Consider the following 21,732-nt stretch of genomic DNA (forward strand, 5'->3'; position numbering starts at 1 on the left):
CGGAGATTTAATCATGACATCGTGGGGCCTGACCCGCCGCCTTCTGCTTGCCGGCGCGTTCATTCTGCCGCTCGCGGCCATGCCGTCCCTGGCCCAACAGGGCGAACCTGTCCTGCGCGTCGTCGCGCCCTGGGAGTACACCTCGAACGATCCGGCCGATATCGGCTATATCCTGACCCGCCTCGGGGTCGCGGAGACGCTGGTGCAGGTCGAGCCGGAAGGCCAGCTCGTCGGCGGCATCGCCGAAAGCTGGTCGGTCTCCGAGGACAAGTTGAGCTGGCGCTTCAAGCTGCGCGCGGGCCTGAGCTTCCATGACGGCAGCCCGGTGACGGCCCAGGCTGTGGCGGCCAGCCTGAAGCAGTCCTTCATCGGCGAGAGCCTCTCGGCCGTGCCGCTCGACAGCGTGTCGCTCGATGGCGCCGACGTTGTGATCCGTACCAAGGCGCCCTTCAGCGTGCTGCCGGCTTTCCTGTGCGATTACGCGTCGATCGTGCTCGCGCCCTCCGCTTATGGTGCTGACGGCAAGGTCATCAAGATCGTCGCGACCGGGCCCTACAAGCTCGCCGCGATCGACGGCAAGACGACGCTGGAGCTCGATCGTTTCGAAGGCTATGCGCGGACCAGGCCCGCCATCGCCAGGCTGCGCTACACGGCGGTGGTCAACGGCGACACCCGCGCCAATATCGCGATCGCTGGGGACGCCGATCTCGTCTACACGCTGAGCCCCACCGCGACGCCGCGGATCAATGCCGCCGGCCAGATGAAGGTCGAGAGCCTGACCATTCCGCGGATCCGCGCGCTGTTTTTCGACAGCGGCTTGCCGCAATTCTCCGATCTTCGCGTCCGCCGCGCCATCGCCATGGCGGTCGACCGCGACGGCATCGCCAAGGCGATCCTGCGCCATCCGGATTCGAGCGCCTCGCAGCTCCTGCCGCCGATCATGACGGGCTGGCATCGCCAGGGTCTGCCCGCCATCCCCCATGATCCCGCCGCGGCGCGCAAGCTGCTCGACGAAGCCGGCTGGGTCGCGGCAGGCGACGGCATCCGCGTCAAGGACGGGGTGCGCCTCGCGGCCAAGCTCCTGACGCTGGTCAACCGGCCGGAGCTGCCGGTCATGGCCTCGGCCATTCAGGCGCAATTGCGTGGGATCGGCATGGATGTCGCCATCGAGGTCGGTCCCGGCAACAGCGTTCCCGCCGCGATCAAGGATGGGACCATGCAGTTCACGCTGGTCTCGCGCACCTATGTCAATGTGCCCGAGCCGATCGCGACGATCATCCCCGATTTCGCGCGTGAGCGCTCGGTCTGGGGGACGGTGCGCTGGGATGGTCGGGATCAGGTCAAGGCCCTGACGGACGCCTATCTCGCGAGCTTCGACGACGCTCGCAAGGACGAACTGCGGGGGCAGATCATCGCCCTGCTGCACGACCAGATGCCCGCCGTCCCGGTCTCCTGGACCGAACACAGCGTCGCGGTCTCCGGGCGGATCAAGAACGTCGCGATCGACCCCTATGAGATGCGCTATTTGGTCGAACGGATGGCCTGGAAGTGAGGCCGGCGCTCGCATTGCTGGGCGCGCGCGCCGCGCAGGCCGCGCTGACGGCCTGGCTGCTGGCGACACTGTGCTTTGCCTTCATGCATGCCTTGCCCGGCGACATGGCGCTTCGCGTCGCCGCGGCTCGCGTCGGCGATGAGCGGGTGACGGTCGAGACGACCGAACGCATCCGCCGCGAGGAAGGTCTCGACCGGCCATTGGCCGTGCAATACGCCGCCTGGCTCGGCCGCGTCGCGACCGGCGATCTCGGCCAGTCGCTGGTCTCGCGCCAGCCGGTGCGACAGGAGATCGCCTATCATGGCCGCTTCACGCTCGGCCTGGGCGCGCTCGGCTGGCTGGTCTCCTATCTCATCGCCCTGCCGCTCGGCATCGCCTGCGGTTTTGCGCCGGGAGGATGGCTCGACCGCGTGACGACGGGCATCGCCGTGGCACTCGCCTCGCTGCCGAGCTTCCTCGTCGGCATCGGCCTGATCTCGGTTTTCGCGCTCAGCCTGCGCTGGCTGCCGCCGGCGGGCTACCGGACAGGCGCGCATATGGTCCTGCCGGCCTTGACGCTGGCGCTGGGCCTGGCGGCCTTCTCGGTCAGGGTCATCCGCAACGCGGTCGTCGAGGTGCGCGGCGCCTTCTACATGACCTTTGCGCGGATCAGGGGACGCTCGGCCGCATCGGCCTTCCGCCATCACGGTGTGCGCAATGCGGCGATCCCGGTCGCGACTTTCGCCGCCCTGCAATTCGCCTACATGGTCGACGGTTTCGTCGTGGTCGAGATGCTGTTCAATTATCCGGGGCTGGGCGAATTGCTGGTCAAGGCGCTGCTCGCCCGCGACGTGCCGGTGGTGATGGGTGCGGGGCTGGTGATCGGGCTGGTCTATGCGGGCGTCAACCTCCTGGCCGATCTCGCCTGCCTCGCGCTGGATCCGCGCCAGGCCGCGAGGGCAGCGGCATGAGCGGGCAGGCGCTTTCCGAACTCACCAAGCCTCATTCCGAAGAGCCGCGCAGCTCCGTTTCGCAGGATGATCCGGAGCGTGCCGGCGTAACCTTCGAGACGCATTCGTTCCGAATGCTCGCCAGGGTAAGGGCGGAAGGCGGATATAGGTTGAAGGCTGGTCTCGCCTTGCCGCTCGTCCTGCTGGCCGTCGTGGCTGGGCTTGCCATGTTTGGACCATTGCTGTCGCCGCATGACCCCACAATGCAGGATCTGCTGCATGCGCTCGAAGGGCCCTCGCTCGCGCATCCGCTCGGGACGGATCATGTCGGGCGCGACGTGTTCGCGCGGCTGGCGCATGGGGCTGGCCGCTCGCTGGGGATCGCGCTCGCCTGTGTCGGCGCCGCCACGGGAGTCGGTCTTGGGCTCGGCCTGATCGCTGCCTATGCCGGGCGCTGGAGCGACATGGCGATCATGCGTCTCGCCGATCTGATGCTGGCTTTTCCCGGCATCCTGCTGGCGCTGCTGATCTCCGGTTTTCTTGGCGGCGGCGTGCTGCCGATGCTGATCGGCATCAAATTGACGCTGTGGCCGCAATTCGCCCGGATGGCGCGCGCCATCGCGCAAGGCGAGCTCAAGGAGCCCCATGTCGAGGCGGCGCGACTGGCGGGCTTCCCGGCGCGCACTCTATTGATCCGCCACGTCCTGCCCGCCGTGCTGCGCCAGACCACGACGCTGGCGACGCTGGGGCTTGGGGCCGCGATCATGTCGATCTCGGCGCTCGGCTTCCTGGGGCTGGGCCTGCAGCCGCCGACGCCGGAATGGGGCGCGATGATCGGCGAACTCCTGCCTTACATTTCCGAGGCGCCGGTGCAGATGGCGGCGCCTTGCCTGGCGATCTTCATCTCCGTGCTCGGTGCGACGCTGCTCGGGCAGGCCTTGTCGGAGCCCGATTCCGGCAAGGAGACCGCAGGATGAGCCCGCTCGCCCTCGTCATTCGCGGTCTCGTCATTCGCGACGGCCATGGCGCGACAGTGGTCGCTGACGTCGATCTCGAGGTCGAGGCCGGCGGGACGCTGGTCCTGATCGGCGAGACCGGCAGCGGCAAGAGCCTGATCGCCCAGGCGGTGATGGGCCTCTTGCCGCAAGGCTTCACGGCGGGCGGGACGATCGCGATCAACGGCCATGCGGCGGTCGATGCCGGGCAGGCCGGGCTCCTGCGGCTGTTCTGGTCGCGCGAGACCATGCTGCTGCCGCAGGAGCCGCGCGCGGCGCTCGACCCGACGATGCGGATCGGCCGCCAGCTCTTCGAGAGGACGGGGCGGGGCGATGCGGTGGCGGCGCTGCAGGCGGTCGGGCTCGCGCCCGAGGTGGCGCAGGCCTATCCGTCGATGCTGTCGGGCGGCATGGCGCAGCGCGTGCTCGTCGCCTCCGTGCTGGTCGGGCGTGCTCCGTTGCTGATCGCCGACGAGCCGACCAAGGGGCTCGATCCCGAAAGGCTCGACCAGACGCGTGATCTCCTGCTCTCGCTTGGGCAGGCCGGGCGGGCGCTCATGGTGATTACGCATGATACTGCTCTGGCGCGCGCGCTCGGCGGACGGCTCGCGGTGCTGCGCGAGGGCCGCATCGTCGAGCAGGGCGAGAGCGCGGCCGTCTTCGCCGCGCCGCGCCAACCCTATACCCGCGCCTGGGTCGAGGCTGATCCCTCGCGCTGGCGGCCGAGCCTGCGCTGCTGCGCGGTCGATGCTCCGGTGCTTGCCGGCCATGGCCTGCGCTTCGGCTTCCGCGGCCGGCCTGCACTGTTCGAGCGGCTCGACATCCATGTCCCGCGCGGTGGCGTGCTCGCGCTCACCGGCCCCAGCGGCTGCGGCAAGACCACGCTCGGCAATATCCTGCTCGGGCTGCAGGCGCCCGACGCCGGCCAGGTGAGCTGGGCCGGCGCCGACCCCTATCGCGATCGCGCGGCACTGAAGCGCCTGCGTCGCCGCTACCAGAAGCTGCATCAGGATCCCGCCAGCGTCTTCCTGCCCGGCCGTAGCATCGGCCTGCAGCTCTCCGACCTCGCGCAGGTCGCGCCCGAGCTCGATCTCTCCAGCGATCTGCCGCCCTTGCTCGAGCGGCTGCGGCTCGATCCGCGATTGCTGCGGCGCCGGCCAGGAGAGGTCTCGGGTGGGGAAGCGCAAAGGCTGGCGCTGGCGCGCATCCTGCTGATGAAGCCGGAGCTGATCGTGGCCGATGAGCCGACCTCGCGGCTCGATCCGCTGGTCCAGCGCGAGACGATCGCGCTGCTGCGGGAGGTCGTCGCGGGCGAGGGGGTCGGACTTGTGCTGATCGGGCATGACCGGGCCCTGCTGGCGGCGACGGCCGACGACGTGATCACGATCGGGCGCTGAATTCAGCCGCGCGCCTCTTGTATTGTGCGCCGCAACATACGATCTGATGTCCGAGTTAGGGAAGACACGCCTCCTGGTCGGTAGCGCAGCGATTTCGCGCTGTTACAGGAGATGACATTGGCAAGTTCCAAACAAGCCGGCGCTGTGACCGGCCATGGTGAAATCCGTCGGCTTTGGCCCACGGAACGCGATATCTTCACCGCCCATCTGCTTCGGCTCGACGCGGTGACGCGGCGCGAGCGTTTCGGCACGGCCGTGAACGATGATTTCCTCGTCAACTACGCCGCCACGACCTTCGGCGTCGGCGGGCTGGTTTACGCTTATATCGAAGAGGGCGAGGTTCGCGGCGCGGCCGAATTGCGCGGGCTGGAGGACGTCGCCACCCAGACCGGCGAGGCCGCCTTCAGCGTCGAGAAGGCCTGGCGCCGGCGCGGGCTCGGCGAGCAATTGTTCAGCCGCCTGATCACGGCCGGGCGCAATCGCGGCATCCGCACGCTCTACATGACCTGCCTGCCGGAGAATGCGGCGATGCGCCGTCTCGCGCGCAAGTTCGAGGCCGATCTCGTCGGCGGCTACAACGACGTCGAGGGCTCGATCGCGACCGGCGGACCGACGCCTTTCACCATCCTCGACGAGGCCTTCGACAACGCCAAGGGCTTTGCCACGCTGGCACTCTCGCTGCAGCGCAAATTCTGGCCGCAGGCCTTGTTCGGACGCTCTTCGCGCGCCTGACCGGCTCGCGCCGCCAGAGCGCTTTCAAATCGTCATTGCGAGCGCAGCGAAGCAATCCAGGGGCCGTCGAGCGAGCCCTTCTGGATTGCTTCGTCGCTGACGCTCCTCGCAATGACGATTTAAGGCGAAGCTCGAATATCGATCAGACCTAGCGGTTGAGCGAGAGCGCGGCGCCCGATTTCGTCACGGCGCCGTTCATCGCGCCGCCATCGCTGGCGCGCAGGCGCGCAACCACCGAGCCGCCCTGCTGATAGAGATAGACCTCGCCGTCGCGATAGTCCCAGGCGGTGACCTTCTGCAGGTCGCGATTGGCGCAGCCGGCTGCGTTGGCGCGGTAGAGGTCGAGCGCCGGCGCGCTCGAGAGCTGGACCTTGCAGGAGCCGCCGGTGGCTTCGCGCGCTGTCCAGTTGCCGATGATGCCATCGCGCGACGAGACCGCGCCGCGCGCCGGGCCGGCTCCGCCGCCCAATGTGGCGACCTGACCGCCGCCGCCACGCAAGGTCGGCACCTCGCCGGGCTGGGCGGCGGGCGGGGCCGCGCTTACGGGAGCGCCGGCATTGGGATTGTAGTAGGGGTCCTGCGGCGGCGGCAACGCGCCGGGCGAGGCCGGCGCGGAGGCGACGGGATAGCCGCCCGGCGGCGGCAGCGGCTCCGAGGTCACGGGCGCGGAGCTGATCGGCGGCGCCGATTGCAGCGGCGGCGGATCGTAGGTCGGCATGCCTGATCGGCCAGGTCCGTCCAAGCTGAAACGCTGCGAGCCCGCGCAGGCGGTCAAGGCGAGCAGAGGCACGAGGCCGGCGGCCTTGAGGAACATGGCCGCGCTTGCGGTGCGAGGCCTGCCTGCGATCTTGGTCGTCATGCGGCGTTCCATCCGATCATCATTCTGCACGTCTTGTTTCCGATCATGGCTACGCCGGCTGAACATGGCATGAGCAGGACATCGTTACGCTCTTTTACAGCATCAGACCGAATATCGTATTCGGTCTGATGCTGTAAAACATTGATTGTGCATCGGCTTGTCCCGAAAACCGGTTCCCACTTTTCGGGCCGATGATCTAGAACAGGGCCGGCCTCTTGCGAACCCGCGCCGCGCGCTCTGGTTCCAGGCGCGCTCGCGGGGCATAGTCTTGCTGCCTGCCTGGAGACCTTTGCCATGAAGTCACTCGTGCCATGAAGCCGCTCGCGCCGTCCACGATCGCCAAACCCTTCGCCCGCTACAGCCATGGCGTCGAAGTGCCGGCCGGCCAGCGGCTCGTCTTCTGCTCGGGCCAGCTCGGCGTCGCCCCGGACGGGACGGTTCCGGAGGATGTCCGCGCCCAGGCCGATCTCTGCTTTTCCAATATCGCGGCAATCCTTGGTGAAGCCGGCATGACGCTGGCCGATATCGTCCGCATCAACGCCTATGTCACCGACCGCGCCCATATGAAGGGCTATATGGAAGCCCGCGACGCCCATGTCGGTTCGCCGCCGCCGGCCTCGACGCTGATGATCGTCTCGGGCTTCACGCTGCCGGCCTTCAAGGTCGAGATCGAGGTCGTCGCCGCAGCTTCGGACGGGTGAGAGCGGCCGCGCCGGGCGCGGTCGAGAGATTCCGGGGCGCGATGCCCGCACGCGCCGGGAATCAGCTATTGCCGGAGTAGACGGAACAAGCGGGGCATCATGGATATCGAGACCAAGAGCGACAGCGCCAACAAGCGCATGAACAGCCTCGTCGCGGTGACGGTGGTCATCCTGTCGGTATTCACCGCCGTCTCCAAGATCAAGGACGACAACATCGTCCAGGCCATCCAGACGGCCAAGGCCGATTCGGTCGATAGCTGGAACGAATATCAGGCGGCGCGGATGAAGCTGCGCATCGTCGAGGCGGCCAATCAGACGATCCGCCTCACGGCGAACCTGCCCGGTCTCGATGCGCAGGCGGTCGCGACGGAGCGGAAGCGCAACGACGAGGCGATCGCCGGCTACGACGCCTCGTCCAAGACGCTGTTCGCAAAAGCGAAGGGGCTGGAGGCCTCGATCGAGAAGCTCAACTTCCAGGACGATCAGTTCGACATCTCCGATGCACTGATCTCGATCGCCATCGCGGCGGCGGCGGTCGCGGCCCTGACCGAGAGCTGGATGCTGCTGTGCCTGGCCTGGGTGTCGGGCGGCACCGGCATCGTGATGGGGCTGGCGGGCTTCCTCGGCTGGGGTCTGCATCCGGACTGGCTGGTCAAGCTGCTGACCTGAGTGGGCCTCAGCTTTCCGCCCGCCAGGGATAGCTCCAGGTCTCCGTCAGGGTCTTCTCGCCGCTCTTCAGGAAGGCGCGCATCTCCGCGATCTGGCCGGGCTCGACGACGATGTCGATGAAGGCGCGGAAGCCTTGCGTCTTGGGGTTGGGCACGATGAAGGCGCGGTCGATGCGGCCATAGGCGATCGAGGGCACGATCTCGACCTTGTCGGGCTGGCGCAGATGGTATTCGAGGTCGCCGCCGGCGAAATCGACGATGAAGCGGCGGGCACCCTCGGTGACCGGCTCGCCCGAGCCGAGTGCCTTGGGCTTGGCCTGATAGGTGTTGATGATGCGCCCGCCCGGATGCAGATCGGCAGAATCGAGCATCGCGGTCAGCTTGTAGCCGAAGGAGAATTCGCGGCCGGGTTCGAGCGGCGCCTTCGGGGCCCAGAGCGCGACGACGTTGTCGTTGGTCTCGTCGGTCGTCGGCAGTTCGACCAGCTCGACGACGCCCTCGCCCCAATCGCCCAGCGGCTCGATCCAATAGGACGGCCGCAGCTCATAGCTCAGGTCGAGATCCTGATAGTGTTCGAAGACGCGGTCGCGCTGCATCAGGCCGAAGCCGCGCACATTGCGCTCGACGAAGGAGGAGACCGCCTGCTGGCGCGGGTTGCGCAAGGGCCGCCAGATCCATTCTCCGGTGCCGGAATGGATCATCAGCCCGTCGGAATCATGCAATTCGGTGCGGAAATCGTCATGGAAGCGGCGATCGTTCTCGCCGGTGAAGAACATCGAGGTCAGCGGCGCGAGGCCGAGCTTTTCGATGGGCTTGCGCGGGAACAGGGTGACGGCGATGTCGACCACGCTGTCGACGTCGGGATAGATGTGGAAGCGATAGGCGCCGGTGACGGAGGCCGAATCGAGCAGGGCGTAGACCGTGACGCGGTCGGCATTGGCGGCGGGCGCCTCGACCCAGAACTCCCGGAACATCGGGAACTCCTCGCCGCCGGGCACGCCCGCGCCGATGGTCAGCCCGCGCGCGGAGAGGCCATAGCGCTGCTCGCGGCCGAGCACGCGGAAATAGCTCGCGCCGATGAAGGAGATCAATTCGTCCAGCACGCGCGGATCGTTCAGCGGGTAGTGCAGCCGGAAGCCGGCGAAGCCGAGATTGACCGGCAGCGGCTTCTCGAACTTGACCTTGCCGTAGTCGAAAAGGCTGGCGGAGTAGGGCACCGGCGTCGGTACGCCGTCGCGCACCACATTGACCACCACCGGGCGGGTGAACAGGAAGCCGGGATGGAACATCTGCATCCGGAACGGCGAGCCGTTCTGCGCCAGCAGCGCCCGGTCCGGCCGGAAACGGATATCGCGCCATGAATCGAAATCGAGCCTCGAGAGCGGCTCCGGCAGCGTCGGGCCCGGCTCATAGGGAACGCCGGAGATCTCGCGGGCGCGGCGCACCACCTCATCGAAGCCGAAGCGCGGCTGCGGCGGCGCCGGCGCCGGCTGCTGCGGCTCGGGCTGCTGCGCCAGCAAGGCGGAAGGCGCCGCTGAGAGGCTCAAAACGGCGGCGAGGCCTGCCAGGACCTGGCGGCGGTCGGTTTGGATCATGTGACGCGGAAACCCTATCGCGATTGCCTGTGAAGGCGTGTCGAGACAGTGACTTAGGCGATGAATTGGGGCCGGTCTAGGGCATAGGCGCGGCAGCTTGGCGCGCCGCGCGCCGTTGACAATCCCGCAGGCGGATTTCTACTCTTTCGTCCTGGCCGGATGCAGCCAGCCGCTCGCGCCCGCAAGGGTATGGTGAATGCATCCAGATCCCGTTCCTGATCCCGCTCGATCCGGTGGACGTCATCAGCAAGGCGAGCCCTGATCGCTGCGTCCGCCGACGAGAAGGATCACCATGATGCGTAGCTTTCGCGATGCGAAGCTGATGGCCAGGACTCTGCGCGAGACCTTATCTCTGCGTGAGACCCGGGCCGCACGACACGTCCCGCTTTCCCATTCGGAGTCGCTCGAGATCGTCGCCCGCCAGTTCGGCTATGACGACTGGAACGTGCTCGCCGCCAAGATCGGCGACAAGATCGGCGATACGGGTGCGGTGCCGGCCGGCGAGGGCGCCGCTGCCGACGGCGTCAGCCTGCAGATGGGCATTCCGATCCTGCGGATCTTCGATGTTGGGAAGGCCCGGGAGTTCTATCTGGGCTTCCTCGGCTTCAGCCTGGATTGGGACCATCGCTATGGCGAGAATTTCCCGATCTACATGCAGCTCTCGCGCTCCGGTCTGAAGCTGCATCTCTCCGAGCATCACGGCGATGCCAGCCCGGGCTCGACCGTGTTCGTCTGGATGCAGGGCGTCGACGCTTATCGCACTGAGCTGATCGGCAAGGACTACGCCTACTCCAAGCCCGGAATCCAGGAGGAGGGGCCGGGCGGGCGCATGCTCGAAGTGCCGGACCCGTTCGGAAATCGCATCCGCTTCTGCGAGAAGCGGGCCTGAGTCCTTCATGGGAAAGACGAACGCGGCCTGCCGGCCGCGTTCGTCAAAAAATCCGCGGCGAGGGTCAAAAAAAACTTGTAGTGGGGGTCCGCAATCCGTATATCGCGTTCACCCAATTCGCACGTGCCTGTGGCCGCGTGTCAGTCGGTGGGCATCCGGACAAGAGGCCGGACAGCCGCCAGGTGTTGGAGACGGATGGAGGGGGATGGATATCCCCTCAAATCACGCTCCCGGTTCCTCCCAAGGGAACTGTCACCGAACAGCGACTGGCAGCCGGAGGCGAAACCGGCGAACCCCGAATCTCCACGGGGGACGCAGCTTAAAGCAACGACGGAACGGGCTTTTTTTGGTCTCGCTGGTCCTCCAAAGACCAGCACCGAAGAGGCTTGTCCTTCATTGCCGGGCGTGCGGGGTCTCCCCAAGCGACGGTTATCAGAGTCCGGACTTAGTTGTTCGGCTGTTCTCGGCGTCTCCATCGCGCCTTGAATCGCTGACGGCTCAGCCGGCTTCACGTCGCATCGGCGCCGCTTGCGCCGGAGGAGTAGCGTCTCATGACCGAGCGCATCCGTGAATTCCTTCGTACCCGCCGTGAGGATGGGCCCTGCGTCGTCATCGACCTCGATGTCGTGCGCGAGAATTATCATGCCTTCTCGCGGGCTCTCCCCGACACGCGCGTGTTCTACGCGGTGAAGGCGAATCCCGCGCCGGAAGTGCTTGGGCTGCTGGCCAAGCTCGGCTCCTGCTTCGATTGCGCCTCGGTCGTCGAGATCGAGCTCGCGCTCGCGGCTGGCGCAACCGCCGACCGCATCTCCTTCGGCAACACCATCAAGAAGGAGCGCGACGTCGTGCGCGCCATGGAGCTCGGCGTGCGCCTCTTCGCCGTCGACTGCACGGCCGAGGTCGATAAGGTCTCCCGTTCGGCCGAGAAGGTCGGCGTGGCGGATGCGCGCATCTTCTGCCGCATCCTCTGCGACGGCGCCGGCGCCGACTGGCCGCTCTCGCGCAAGTTCGGCTGCGTGCCCGAAATGGCCGCGGACGTGCTCGAGCACGGCCATCGTCTGGGCCTGACCGCCTATGGCATCTCGTTCCATGTCGGCTCGCAGCAGGCGAATGTGAACGCCTGGGATTCCGCCCTGGCCTCGGCCTCTGCGGTCTTCAAGGAGTGCGCCACCCGCGGTATCTCGCTGTCGATGGTCAATCTCGGCGGCGGCTTCCCGGCGCGCTACCTGAAGCCGATCCCGGGCGTGCCGTCCTATGGCGATGCGATCTTCCGGGCGCTGTCGAAGCATTTCGGCAACCAGCTGCCCGAGACGATCATCGAGCCGGGCCGCGGCATGGTCGGCGAGGCTGGCCTGATCGAGGCGGAGGTCGTGCTGATCTCGAAGAAGGCCGAGAGCGACGATGTGCGCTGGGTCTATCTCGACATCGGCAAGTTCAACGGTCTCGCCGAGACCATGGACGAGGCGATCCGCTACCCGATCCGCACCGCCCGTGACGGCGATGCGACGGTGCCTTGCGTGCTCGCCGGCCCGACCTGCGATTCGGTCGACGTCATGTACGAGAAGACCCCGTACATGCTGCCGTTCAGCCTGGAGATCGGCGATCGCGTGCTGATCGAGGGCACGGGCGCCTATACGACGACCTATTCGGCCGTCGCCTTCAACGGCTTCCCGCCGCTGAGGCAGTACGTCATCTGACGAAACGGGGCGCGGCCTCCCGCGCTCCTCACCAATCGGGTCCGACGAAGCGCCCTGCCATGAGCGGCAGGCCGCCCAGCGATTTCGGGCGGAGCGTCCGCGCCTCCAGAAGGGAGCGCCGCGGCCGTGGCTCCCGCCGGACCCTCTTCCACACATCCCTTTAGTCTTGTGGCCGCGTTCGCGCGGCGCCGGGAAGGTCTGGGCAGCCTTGGCTGTCTTGCAGGCGCTCCGGCCGGAGGTGCGTCATGATCACGATCCGCGAGGAAATCCCCTCCGATGCCGTGGCCCGCGAGGCCCTGCTCGATCTGTGCCTCGGCGAGCGCCGGGCGGCGAAGTCGAGCGAGCGCCTGCGTGAGGGCCGTTTGCCGGCGCAAGGTCTCGCCCTGACCGCCGAGCGCGACGGCGAAGTCGTCGCCACCGTGCGACTCTGGCATGTCGAGGCCGGCGGCGTCGCGGCGCTGCTGCTCGGCCCGCTGGCTGTCGCGCCTGCGCTGCAGGGCGAGGGCGTCGGCAAGGCGATGATGCGGGAAGTGATCTGGCGCGCCGCCTGCCGTGGTCATGGCGCGATCCTGCTTGTCGGCGATGCGCCCTATTACGAGCGCTTCGGCTTCTCTGCCGCGCTGACGCGCGACCTCGCCATGCCGGGTCCCGTGGAGCGCGAGCGTTTCCTCGGGCTCGAATTGCGCGACGGTGCGCTCGCGGGCGCCAGGGGCATGCTGACCGCGACGGGCCGCTTGGACGCCGCACCGGTCTTCGCGGAGCCGATCCGGCGCGCTGCCTGAAAATAAGCCACCCGGACCCGGCCATTGGCCGGGTCTGTCATGGTTTCGTCATTGATCTGTAGCGGCTTCGTCGCCCATCGCCGCCATGACCCCCGCCAAAGGTGGGATGATGGCGGACGCGGTACTCGTGACGGGAATGGCAACGCAGTGGCGGGCCGCGAAATGGCGGCCGCGGCGCACGACGCTGCTCGCCTTCGCGATGCTGTCGCCCTCGCTCTTGTTCCTGGCGCTGTTCACCTATTGGCCGGTGGTCGAGGTCGCCTGGCAGGCGCTGCACAACCAGCGCAAGATCGGCGGGCCGCAGGTCTATGTCGGGCTCGACAACTTCCTCAAGCTCTTCGCCGATTCGGCCTTCCGCAAGGCGCTGGCCAACAACCTGGTCTACGCCTTCGGCACGGTGGTCCCCAGCCTCGTCCTGGCGCTCGGCTTCGCCATGGCGCTGGCCAAGTCGAACCGGGTCAATGCGCTTGTCCGAGCGCTGTTCTTCCTGCCGGTCCTGATCCCGCTGGTGGCTGCGGCCTCGATCTTCCTGTTCCTGTTCCTGCCCAATGTCGGCCTGCTCGACTACCACCTCGCCAAGCTCGCCTTGAGCGGGCCGAACTGGCTCGGCGATCCCGATGTCGCGCTCTACTCGATCATGGGCCTGACGATCTGGAAGAACGCCGGCTACTACATGCTGTTCTTCCTGGCGGGCCTCCAGGCCGTGCCGGCGGATGCCTATGAGGCGGCGATCCTCGACGGCGCCGGTCCCTGGCAGCGGCTGCGCTACATCACGCTGCCCTATCTCAAGCCGACGATCGGTTTCGTGCTGGTCATCGGCCTGCTCAATGTGGTGACGCAGGTCGACCACGTCTTCGTGCTGACCAAGGGCGGACCGTCGGATTCGACCAATCTGCTGCTGTTCTATGTCTATCAGCAGGCGGTCGAGAGCTATGACGCTGGCCGCGCCGCGGCGGGCACGCTGGTGATGCTGGCGCTGCTGCTTGCCATCACCGCCTCCTCGCTGCGCACGCTCGAGCGCTCCTTCGGGGAGCGCGAGGCATGAGCGTCGCCAATCGCGAGATTTCGCCCAGGCTCGGCTATGGCGCGACGCTCGCCATCGCGGCGCTCTGGATGGTGCCTTTCATCTGGATGCTGGTCGCGGCCTTCAACCCCGAGAGCGTCGGCGCCGGCATGGCCTCGCTGGTGCCGCGCTACATCCCGACGCTGGCCAATTTCGCCGAGGCCTGGGGCTCGGCCGATTTCCCGCGCTACACGCTGAACACCACGATCATCAGCTTCGGCATCCTCGCCGTCCAGCTCGTCACGGTGACGTTAGCCGGCTATGTCTTCGCGCGGATCGAGTTTCCCGGCCGCACGCTCTGCTTTTATCTCTTCCTGCTCCAGCTCATGCTCGCGCCGGTCGTGCTGATGGTGCCCAATCTGGTGATGGTCGCCAAACTCGGGCTCTACGACACGCTGCTTGGCGTGATGGCGCCCTATTTCGCCTCGGCCTTCGGCACCTTCCTGATGCGCCAGGCCTTCAAGGTGATCCCGCGCGAGCTCGAGGATGCGGCGCTGATCGACGGCGCCAATGTCTGGCAGCGCATCGGCTTCATCTATCTGCCCCTGGCGAAGCCCTCGCTGATCGCCTTCTCGATCGTCTCCGTCACCGCGCATTGGAACGAGTTCCTCTGGCCGCTGATGGTGATCAATTCGCCCGATCTGCGCCCGCTCACCGTCGGGCTCGCGACCTTCACGCGCGGCGCCGAGGGCGCGCAGGCCTGGGGCGTCATCGCGGCCGGCACGCTGCTGGTCAGCGCACCGCTCCTGATCGCCTTTGCGCTCTTCCAGCGCGCCTTCGTCAACTCCTTCGCCTCATCCGGTATCAAGTAAAAGGTAGCCAACATGACGATCACTCGCATGACGACCACGCGTCGCTCCGTCCTCGCAGGCGCGGCCATCGCCGCGAGCCTTGCGCTCTCGCCTGCTTTCGCGCAGGCGCCCACCGAGATCGAACTGTTCTTCCCGGTTCCGGTCGACGGGCAGCTCGCCCGCGACATGGCCACCATGATCAAGGAGTTCAACGAGACGCATCCCGCGATCAAGGCGACGCCGGTCTATACCGGCAGCTATGACGAGACGCTGATCAAGACCCGCGCCGCGATGAAGGCGGGCAAGCCTCCGGCGGCGGCGATCATGTCGGCGAACTTCCTGCTCGACCTCAAGATCGAAGGCGAGATCCAGCCGCTCGACGGGCTGATCAAGGCCGACGGCAAGAGCAACGACCAGTTCATGGGCCAGTTCTTCCCGGCGCTCTACGGCAATGCCGTGCTCGACCGCTCGGTCTATGGCGTGCCGTTCCACAATTCCACGCCGCTGCTCTACATCAATGCCGACCACTTCAAGGAAGCCGGCCTCGACCCCGACAAGCTGCCGACCACCTGGGAAGAGTTTGCCGCCGCCGCCAAGAAGCTGACCAAGCGCGAGGGCGACCGCGTCACCCGCTGGGGCATCACGATGCCGTCCAACTATGATTACGGCGGCTGGATCCTGCAGGCGCTGACCCAGTCCAATGGCGGGCAGTGGTTCAATGTCGATTACGGCGGCGAGGTCTATTACAACTCCCCGTCCATGCTCGGCGCGCTGACCTTCTGGTCCGACCTCGTCGCCAAGGCCAAGGTCCATCCCGCCGGCGTGCAGGCGGGCGGCGCGGTCTCCAGCGCCTTCCTTTCGGGCCAGTCCTCGATGGTGCTGCTCTCGACCGGCTCGCTGACGCATATCCGCAGCAATGCGAAATTCCCCTACAAGGTCGCCTTCGTGCCCCGGAACGTGAAGAACGAGGTGCCGATCGGCGGCGCCTCGCTCGTCATCCCGACCGGTGTCGAGGGCGCGCGCCGCGAGGCCGCCTGGACGCTGATCAACTGGCTGACCGCGCCCGAGAAGTCCGGCTGGTGGAGCCGCGCCACCGGCTATTTCGCGCCGAACATGGCCGCCTACGACCTGCCGGAGATGAAGGAGTTTCTGGCCAAGAATCCCGATGCCGGCATCGCGGTGAAGCAGCTCGCCTTCGCCAAGCCGTGGTTCGCGACCTACAAGACCGTCCCCGTGCGCAAGGCGATCGAGGACGAATTGCAGGCGGTGCTCTCCGGCAAGAAGTCGCCGAAGGAAGCGCTCGTCGCGGCGCAGAAGACCGCCGACGAGGTCATGCGCCCCTATGTCGAGCAGACCGCGCTGAAGCTGCCGACGAATTGAGGCCGGCCTTCCCGCGCACAACCGTCATGCTCGCCCTTGTGGCGAGCATCCACGTCTTGGACACCACCCTCGGCAGATGAAGACGTGGATGGTCGGGACAAGCCCGACCATGACGGCGGAGCTGCCATCTCAGAGACCAGCCATGCTCATCGCCCATATCACCGACCTGCATATCCGCCCGCGCGGCAAGCCGGCCTATCGCGTCTCCGAGACCAATGCGCTGACCGAGCGCGCGCTCGATGCGGTCGCAAGCCTGCGGCCGCGTCCCGATCTCCTGGTCATCACCGGGGACCTGACGGATTGCGGGCTGGCCGAGGAATATGAGTTGCTGCAGAGCCTGCTGAGCCGGCTCGATATGCCGGTCCTGCTGCTGCCGGGCAATCACGATCGCCGCGAGACGCTGGTCGCCGGGCTGACGCTCGATCCGCATAGCGTGCGGGATGGCGGCTTCATCCAGTTCGTCGCCGATCTCGGGCCGATGCGCCTGATCGGCCTGGACACGCTGGTGCCGGGGCAGAGCTTTGGCGGGCTCTGCTCTGCGCGGCTTGCCGTGCTCGAGCGGGCGCTGGCCGAGGCGAACGGCAAGCCGGTGGCGATCTTCATGCACCACCCGCCCTTCGATTGCGGCATTGCGCATATGGACGCGATCCGCCTGCTGGAAGGCGCTGCGGATTTCGCCGCCATCGTCGCGCGCCATCCCAATGTCGAGCGTATCGTCTGCGGCCATCACCACCGGCCGATCGTGACGCGCTTTGCCGGCACCATCGCGCAGATCGCGCCCAGCGTGACGCATCAGGTCACGCTCGACCTGAGCGATGACGGCGCGGCGACCTTCCATATGGAGCCGCCGGCCTATCTGCTGCACAGCTGGCGCGAGGGCGCGGGCTTCGTCAGTCACACGGCCTATGTCGAGCGTTTCGCGGGGCCGTATCCCTTCGTGCTCGATGCCGATTATCCCGGAGCTCATTAGCAAAGCCGGCCGGTCATGATTTGACTCAGGGCTCGCTTCCCCCCTACGAGCCGGCGATGGCCATGCAAGGCCATTTCCACCAACGACGCGCAATCGCGAAGGAGACAACCCGAGAATGAGCAACTGGCCTGTACACGGAAAGATCACCGGCCCGATCGTGATGATCGGCTTCGGCTCCATCGGCCGCGGCACGCTGCCGCTGATCGAACGGCATTTCGAGTACGACCGGTCGCGCTTCGTGGTGATCGCGCCCGACGATGCCGATCGTGACCTGCTCGACGAGCGCGGCATCCGCTTCATTCAGGAGGCGGTGACGCAGGAGAACTACAAGACGCTGCTGGAGCCGCTGCTCACGGTCGGCGGCGGCCAGGGCTTCTGCGTCAACCTCTCGGTCGATACCGGCTCGCTCGACATCATGCAGTTCTGCTCCGATCTCGGCGCCCTCTATATCGACACCGTCAACGAGCCCTGGCTCGGCTTCTATTTCGACCACAGCAAGGGCGCGGCCGAGCGCTCGAACTATGCGCTGCGCGAGGCGACGATCGGCGCCAAGCATGCCCGCCCGGCCGGCACGACCACAGCGGTCTCCTGCTGCGGGGCCAATCCCGGCATGGTCTCCTGGTTCGTCAAGCAGGGCCTGCTCAACATCGCTGCCGATCTCGGCCTGCAGGTGGCGGAGCCGAAGACGCGCGAGGAGTGGGGCAAGCTCGCCCAGCAGGTCGGCGTCAAGGGCATTCACATCGCCGAGCGCGACACGCAGCGCGCCAAACATCCCAAGCCTCGCGGTGTCTTCGTCAACACCTGGTCGGTCGAGGGCTTCGTCTCCGAGGGCATGCAGCCGGCCGAGCTCGGCTGGGGCACGCATGAGAGCTGGATGCCGGAAAACGGCCGCGAGCACGAGGCCGGCTGCAAGGCTGCGATCTATCTGCTCCAGCCCGGCGCCAACACCCGCGTGCGGACCTGGTGCCCGACGCCGGGGCCGCAATACGGCTTCCTGGTGACCCATAACGAGTCGATCTCGATCGCCGATTATTTCACCGTGCGCGACGAGGCAGGCAAGCCGGTCTACAGGCCGACCTGCCACTATGCCTATCACCCGGCCAATGACGCCGTGCTCTCGCTGCACGAGATGTTCGGCAATGCCGGCCAGGTGCAGGAGGAGCAGCACATCCTCGAGGAGGACGAGATCGTCGACGGCATCGACGAGCTCGGCGTGCTGCTCTACGGCCATGGCAAGAATGCCTATTGGTACGGCTCGCAGCTCTCCGTCGAGGAGACGCGCCGGATCGCGCCTTACCAGAACGCCACCGGCATGCAGGTGACCTCGGCCGTGCTTGCCGGCATGGTCTGGGCGCTGGAAAACCCGAACGCCGGCATCGTCGAGGCCGACGAGATGGATTTCCGCCGCTGCCTCGAGGTGCAACTGCCCTATCTCGGACCGGTCACCGGCGCCTATACCGACTGGACGCCGCTCGACAACCGCCCGGGCTTCTTCCCCGAGGACATCGATGAGAGCGATCCCTGGCAGTTCCGGAACATCCTGGTGCGGTGAGACGCGCTATCATGGGCCGGCCGCGCTCTCTGGAGATGCGGCCGGCCCTCTCCCCAAAATCGCCGTCTTTCGCGGCTTGCCTGAGCGTCATGCTGCGCCTGGCCTTGCTATGCCTTCCCCTTCTGCTCGCGCTCGCCTCAGTGGCGAGCGCCGCTCCTGATCTCGCAGAGTTGCAGCGCCGCGCCGATGGCGGCGATGCGGCGGCCTTGTTTGCGCTCGGCAAGGCCTATCAGCACGGCCTGGACGTGCGCCACGACCAGCAGAAGGCGCTGGCCTATTACCGCCGCGCCGCGGCGCTCGATCACTGGCCTTCGGTCAATAATCTCGCCGCCGCCTATGAACGCGGCGACGGCGTTCGCACTGACGCCGCGCGAGCCTTGGCGCTGTATCAGCGGGCCGCTGCGGCGGGCTATGCCGTCGCGCAATACAACCTGGCGGCCGCCCTGCTGAAGGCGAAGCCTGGCGACGCCGAGGCCGATCGCCGTGCCGCAGGCCTCCTGCGCCAGGCGGCCGAGCAGGGCCATGTCAATGCCGAGCGGGGCTTTGCCGAGATGCTCCAGAACGGTCGCGGCGTGGCACGCGATCGGGCCCAGGCCGTCGACTGGCTGCGCAAGGCGGCGGCTGCCGGCTGCGCCCCGGCCAAGACCTCGCTGGCGCTCGCCTATCAGCGCGGGCTCGGCCTGCCCGCCGACCTTTCGGTCGCGGTTGCGCTCTATCGCGAGGCGGCCGAGGCCGGCGACCCGGCAGCGCAGCATAATCTCGGCCTGCGCTATGCGCGCGGCGAGGGCGTCGCCCGAGACGATGCCGCAGCGCTTAGCTGGTTCCGCAAGGCGGCCGACCAGGATTTCGCCTATTCGCTCAATGCGCTCGGCGTCATGCATATGCGCGGAACCGTGGTGGCACAGAATCTTGGCGAGGCGCTGCGCTTGTTCCGCCTCTCCGCCGAGCGCGGCAATGTCGACGGCCAGACCAATCTCGGCGCCTTCTACCGGGACGGCACCCGCGTCGCCGCCGATCCGGTGCAGGCGCTGATGTGGCTGACATTGGCTGCCGCGCAGAACGGCGCGGATGCGCGCAGCGCCCTCGACGGGCTCAAGCCGAAGCTGACGCCGGCGCAGATCCGCAAGGGCGAGGAGATGGCGCGCCGCTGGCGCCCGCGCCCGGCCGCCTCCGGCAGCGGCGCCACGACCCAGGAGAGGGCATGCGAGACCGAATGAAGCGGGCGCTCCGGATTGGCCCGGCGGCCTTTTTCGCATCGACCGCCCTGCTCTTTGGGCCCGGTACGGCGCAGACCGCATCCGCCCAGAGCAGCCGCGAGGCGCGTGCCTGTTTCTCGGTCAGCGACGAGGCCGGGCTGTGGAAGCATTGCCGCGCGGCTGTCGGTATCGCGCGGGAGGCGCCGGCGGTCCGGGCGCGGGCGCATGGCCGCCTCGCCGATCTGTTCCGCCAGCGCGGCGACCAGGAGCGGGCGATCCAGGAGCTGAACGCGGCGATCGCGCTCGACCCCGATAATCTGCGCTATGTCTCCAACCGCGCCGTGGCCTATTCCTACAAGGGCGAGCGCGATCGGGCGATCGCCGATTACGGCCTGATCATCGCGCGCGATCCGCGCAACTCGCTGCATTACTTCAACCGCGGCGTCGAATATGCCGATGGCCGCGAGTTCGATCTCGCCATCGCGGATTTCAGCGAGGCCGTCCGGCTCAAGCCCGATTTCCACGAGGCCTATGACAACCGCGGCGCCGCCTTCTTCCTCAAGCAGGATTTCGCGGCCGCCGAGGCGGATTTCGACAAGGCCCTGGCGCTGGACCCGAAATTCGCCAATGCCCGCTATAATCGCGGCGTGCTGCGCCTCGAACAGGGCCGGCTCGACGACGCGCTGAAGGATCTCGACGAGGCGGTCAGGCTCGTGCCGCAGGATGCCTCGGTGCATGTCAAACGCGGCAAGGTGCTTGCCTTGAAAGGCGACGACCAGCGCGCGGTCGCCGAATTCTCGCAGACGCTACGCCTCGCGCCCGGCTCGACCGAGGCGCTGCAATTGCGGGCCGAGGCGGCGCTGCGTCTGAAGGAACCGGCGCGTGCCGTCGCCGACTACACCAATTTGCTGCGGCTGCGGCCCAATGACGCCGCGGTGCTCACCGGGCGCGGCGAAGCCTATCGCGCCAGCGGCGATCTCGACCGCGCCATCCTCGATTTCAACGATGCGGTGCGGCTGGCGCCGCAGGCCTTGCAAGGCCTTCTCGGCCGGTCCCAGGCCAAGGCGCAGCGCGGCGATCTCGATGGCGCGCTTGCCGATGCGCAGGCGGCGCTCGTGCTCGATCCGGCCTCGCCCGGCGCCCTCACGGCGCGCGCGGGCATCCTGGTGCAGCGGGACCGCCCGGAGGAGGCGCTGGTCGATCTCGACAAGGCGCTGTTGCGCGCGCCCGACACGGTCGAGGCGCTGCGCCTGCGCGCCGAGCTTCTGACCCGCCAGCAGAAGGTCGATCTCGCGCTCGCCGATTACGACTACCTGATCGCCCGCGAGCCGACCAATCCGCGGCTCTACTGGTCGCGCGCCTTCCTGCGCGCCAGGCTCGATGATTTCGACCGCGCCATTGCCGATCTCGGCCGCGTGCTGGAGCTCGACCCGGGCAATCCCGGCGCCGTGCTGTTCGAACGGGCGAGGCTGCGCGCCCGCAAGGGCGATGCCGAGGCGGCGCTGGCCGATTTCAATGCCGTGATCGATATCGGCCAGGCCGGGCTCGCTTCGGCCTTCTACGAGCGCGGGCGATTGATGGCGGAGAAGGACGATTTTGCAGCCGCGCTCGCCGATGTCGACAAGGCGCTGGCGCGCGGGGTGGATGGCGCAACCGCGCATAATCTGCGGGCCTGGTCATTGTTCAAGCTCGGCCGCGCCAGTGAGGCCCTGTCCTCCGCCGACAGCGCAGTCGCGAAGGCGCCGAGCGCGGCCTATGCCTATGACACGCGCGGCCATGTCCGCGAGGCGCTCGGCCGCCGGGATGAGGCGGTCGCCGATTACCGGCGTGCGCTTTCGCTCGATCCGCAGCTCCAGGAGGCGCGCGAGGCGCTTGGGCGGCTGGGCTTGTCGCCTTGAGGTTTCGCGGGGCGATCCGAAGGATCGAGCCTGGAATGACGGCGCGCGTCATGGTCGGGCTTGACCCACGACATCTCCCCGCGCCC

At 67.4% G+C, this 21,732-nt stretch carries 19 protein-coding genes; 17 read left to right on the plus strand and 2 right to left on the minus strand.

Annotation, left to right across the window (positions count from 1 at the left end):
* Nucleotides 1-13 precede the first annotated feature (13 nt).
* The 5 genes from J2Y55_RS22920 (at nucleotide 14) to J2Y55_RS22940 (ending at nucleotide 5,605) form a co-directional block, all read left to right on the plus strand.
* Nucleotides 14-1,552: an ABC transporter substrate-binding protein gene (locus J2Y55_RS22920; protein WP_310158257.1), complete on the plus strand. Its 1,539-nt coding sequence runs from the start codon at nucleotides 14-16 to the stop codon at nucleotides 1,550-1,552.
* On the plus strand, nucleotides 1,549-2,502 hold the full coding sequence (locus J2Y55_RS22925) for an ABC transporter permease (protein WP_310158258.1): 954 nt from the start codon (nucleotides 1,549-1,551) through the stop codon (nucleotides 2,500-2,502). The genes J2Y55_RS22920 and J2Y55_RS22925 overlap by 4 nt, the downstream gene beginning before the upstream one ends.
* Nucleotides 2,499-3,458, plus strand: a complete 960-nt coding sequence (locus tag J2Y55_RS22930) for an ABC transporter permease (RefSeq protein ID WP_310158259.1) — start codon at nucleotides 2,499-2,501, stop codon at nucleotides 3,456-3,458. Before J2Y55_RS22925 ends, J2Y55_RS22930 begins: the two co-directional genes overlap by 4 nt.
* Complete coding sequence (locus J2Y55_RS22935) at nucleotides 3,455-4,873, plus strand: ABC transporter ATP-binding protein (RefSeq protein WP_310158261.1); 1,419 nt, start codon at nucleotides 3,455-3,457, stop codon at nucleotides 4,871-4,873. Before J2Y55_RS22930 ends, J2Y55_RS22935 begins: the two co-directional genes overlap by 4 nt.
* Before the next feature lie 117 nt (nucleotides 4,874-4,990).
* Entirely contained in the window at nucleotides 4,991-5,605 is a 615-nt protein-coding gene (locus J2Y55_RS22940) for a GNAT family N-acetyltransferase (protein ID WP_310158263.1), read from the plus strand.
* A gap of 148 nt (nucleotides 5,606-5,753) precedes the next feature.
* Here J2Y55_RS22940 and J2Y55_RS22945 read toward each other — a convergent pair whose 3' ends face one another.
* The gene (locus J2Y55_RS22945) at nucleotides 5,754-6,464 is read right to left on the minus strand and encodes an AprI/Inh family metalloprotease inhibitor (protein ID WP_310158264.1); all 711 of its coding nucleotides are present in this window, start codon (nucleotides 6,462-6,464) and stop codon (nucleotides 5,754-5,756) included.
* Nucleotides 6,465-6,775: 311 nt separating this feature from the next.
* On the opposite strand from J2Y55_RS22945, the gene J2Y55_RS22950 reads away from it, so the two are divergent.
* Nucleotides 6,776-7,165, plus strand: coding sequence for a RidA family protein (locus J2Y55_RS22950; RefSeq protein WP_310158266.1), 390 nt, complete (start codon nucleotides 6,776-6,778; stop codon nucleotides 7,163-7,165).
* A 99-nt stretch (nucleotides 7,166-7,264) separates the two neighbouring features.
* A complete protein-coding gene (locus J2Y55_RS22955) occupies nucleotides 7,265-7,834 on the plus strand; it encodes a DUF4337 domain-containing protein (protein WP_310158268.1) in 570 nt (189 codons plus the stop codon).
* 7 nt (nucleotides 7,835-7,841) lie between these two features.
* Here J2Y55_RS22955 and J2Y55_RS22960 read toward each other — a convergent pair whose 3' ends face one another.
* The gene (locus J2Y55_RS22960; RefSeq protein WP_310158270.1) at nucleotides 7,842-9,428 is read right to left on the minus strand and encodes an OpgD/OpgG family glucan biosynthesis protein; all 1,587 of its coding nucleotides are present in this window, start codon (nucleotides 9,426-9,428) and stop codon (nucleotides 7,842-7,844) included.
* Nucleotides 9,429-9,723: 295 nt separating this feature from the next.
* On the opposite strand from J2Y55_RS22960, the gene J2Y55_RS22965 reads away from it, so the two are divergent.
* The 10 genes from J2Y55_RS22965 (at nucleotide 9,724) to J2Y55_RS23010 (ending at nucleotide 21,646) form a co-directional block, all read left to right on the plus strand.
* The gene (locus J2Y55_RS22965) at nucleotides 9,724-10,317 is read left to right on the plus strand and encodes a glyoxalase superfamily protein (RefSeq protein WP_310158273.1); all 594 of its coding nucleotides are present in this window, start codon (nucleotides 9,724-9,726) and stop codon (nucleotides 10,315-10,317) included.
* Between the two features lie 551 nt (nucleotides 10,318-10,868).
* Nucleotides 10,869-12,014: a type III PLP-dependent enzyme gene (locus J2Y55_RS22970; RefSeq protein WP_310158275.1), complete on the plus strand. Its 1,146-nt coding sequence runs from the start codon at nucleotides 10,869-10,871 to the stop codon at nucleotides 12,012-12,014.
* Between the two features lie 245 nt (nucleotides 12,015-12,259).
* Nucleotides 12,260-12,796, plus strand: coding sequence for a GNAT family N-acetyltransferase (locus J2Y55_RS22975; protein WP_310158277.1), 537 nt, complete (start codon nucleotides 12,260-12,262; stop codon nucleotides 12,794-12,796).
* Between the two features lie 136 nt (nucleotides 12,797-12,932).
* Nucleotides 12,933-13,841, plus strand: coding sequence for a carbohydrate ABC transporter permease (locus J2Y55_RS22980; RefSeq protein WP_310158383.1), 909 nt, complete (start codon nucleotides 12,933-12,935; stop codon nucleotides 13,839-13,841).
* Nucleotides 13,838-14,671 (plus strand): carbohydrate ABC transporter permease, encoded by an 834-nt coding sequence (locus tag J2Y55_RS22985; protein ID WP_310158279.1) that lies wholly within the window; start codon nucleotides 13,838-13,840, stop codon nucleotides 14,669-14,671. The genes J2Y55_RS22980 and J2Y55_RS22985 overlap by 4 nt, the downstream gene beginning before the upstream one ends.
* Before the next feature lie 27 nt (nucleotides 14,672-14,698).
* On the plus strand, nucleotides 14,699-16,030 hold the full coding sequence (locus J2Y55_RS22990) for an ABC transporter substrate-binding protein (protein ID WP_310158280.1): 1,332 nt from the start codon (nucleotides 14,699-14,701) through the stop codon (nucleotides 16,028-16,030).
* 142 nt (nucleotides 16,031-16,172) lie between these two features.
* Nucleotides 16,173-17,000 carry a phosphodiesterase gene (locus J2Y55_RS22995; protein WP_310158281.1) on the plus strand — a complete coding sequence of 276 codons (828 nt, stop codon included), beginning with the start codon at nucleotides 16,173-16,175 and terminating at the stop codon, nucleotides 16,998-17,000.
* Between the two features lie 115 nt (nucleotides 17,001-17,115).
* Nucleotides 17,116-18,552 carry a homospermidine synthase gene (locus tag J2Y55_RS23000; protein WP_310158283.1) on the plus strand — a complete coding sequence of 479 codons (1,437 nt, stop codon included), beginning with the start codon at nucleotides 17,116-17,118 and terminating at the stop codon, nucleotides 18,550-18,552.
* Nucleotides 18,549-19,769 (plus strand): tetratricopeptide repeat protein, encoded by a 1,221-nt coding sequence (locus J2Y55_RS23005; protein WP_310158285.1) that lies wholly within the window; start codon nucleotides 18,549-18,551, stop codon nucleotides 19,767-19,769. Before J2Y55_RS23000 ends, J2Y55_RS23005 begins: the two co-directional genes overlap by 4 nt.
* Nucleotides 19,754-21,646: a tetratricopeptide repeat protein gene (locus J2Y55_RS23010; protein WP_310158286.1), complete on the plus strand. Its 1,893-nt coding sequence runs from the start codon at nucleotides 19,754-19,756 to the stop codon at nucleotides 21,644-21,646. Before J2Y55_RS23005 ends, J2Y55_RS23010 begins: the two co-directional genes overlap by 16 nt.
* Nucleotides 21,647-21,732 lie beyond the last annotated feature (86 nt).

Origin of the sequence: Allobosea sp. BE125, assembly GCF_031456075.1 — a bacterium.
GTDB lineage: Bacteria > Pseudomonadota > Alphaproteobacteria > Rhizobiales > Beijerinckiaceae > Allobosea.

Coding starts and splice junctions, on each gene's coding strand:
- J2Y55_RS22920 (WP_310158257.1), top strand. CDS start 14: ATGACATCGTGGGGCCTGACCCGCCGCCTTCTGCTTGCCGGCGCGTTC.
- J2Y55_RS22930 (WP_310158259.1), top strand. CDS start 2,499: ATGAGCGGGCAGGCGCTTTCCGAACTCACCAAGCCTCATTCCGAAGAG.
- J2Y55_RS22935 (WP_310158261.1), top strand. CDS start 3,455: ATGAGCCCGCTCGCCCTCGTCATTCGCGGTCTCGTCATTCGCGACGGC.
- J2Y55_RS22945 (WP_310158264.1), bottom strand. CDS start 6,464: ATGACGACCAAGATCGCAGGCAGGCCTCGCACCGCAAGCGCGGCCATG.
- J2Y55_RS22950 (WP_310158266.1), top strand. CDS start 6,776: ATGAAGCCGCTCGCGCCGTCCACGATCGCCAAACCCTTCGCCCGCTAC.
- J2Y55_RS22955 (WP_310158268.1), top strand. CDS start 7,265: ATGGATATCGAGACCAAGAGCGACAGCGCCAACAAGCGCATGAACAGC.
- J2Y55_RS22960 (WP_310158270.1), bottom strand. CDS start 9,428: ATGATCCAAACCGACCGCCGCCAGGTCCTGGCAGGCCTCGCCGCCGTT.
- J2Y55_RS22965 (WP_310158273.1), top strand. CDS start 9,724: ATGCGTAGCTTTCGCGATGCGAAGCTGATGGCCAGGACTCTGCGCGAG.
- J2Y55_RS22970 (WP_310158275.1), top strand. CDS start 10,869: ATGACCGAGCGCATCCGTGAATTCCTTCGTACCCGCCGTGAGGATGGG.
- J2Y55_RS22975 (WP_310158277.1), top strand. CDS start 12,260: ATGATCACGATCCGCGAGGAAATCCCCTCCGATGCCGTGGCCCGCGAG.
- J2Y55_RS22980 (WP_310158383.1), top strand. CDS start 12,933: ATGGCAACGCAGTGGCGGGCCGCGAAATGGCGGCCGCGGCGCACGACG.
- J2Y55_RS22985 (WP_310158279.1), top strand. CDS start 13,838: ATGAGCGTCGCCAATCGCGAGATTTCGCCCAGGCTCGGCTATGGCGCG.
- J2Y55_RS22990 (WP_310158280.1), top strand. CDS start 14,699: ATGACGACCACGCGTCGCTCCGTCCTCGCAGGCGCGGCCATCGCCGCG.
- J2Y55_RS22995 (WP_310158281.1), top strand. CDS start 16,173: ATGCTCATCGCCCATATCACCGACCTGCATATCCGCCCGCGCGGCAAG.
- J2Y55_RS23000 (WP_310158283.1), top strand. CDS start 17,116: ATGAGCAACTGGCCTGTACACGGAAAGATCACCGGCCCGATCGTGATG.
- J2Y55_RS23010 (WP_310158286.1), top strand. CDS start 19,754: ATGCGAGACCGAATGAAGCGGGCGCTCCGGATTGGCCCGGCGGCCTTT.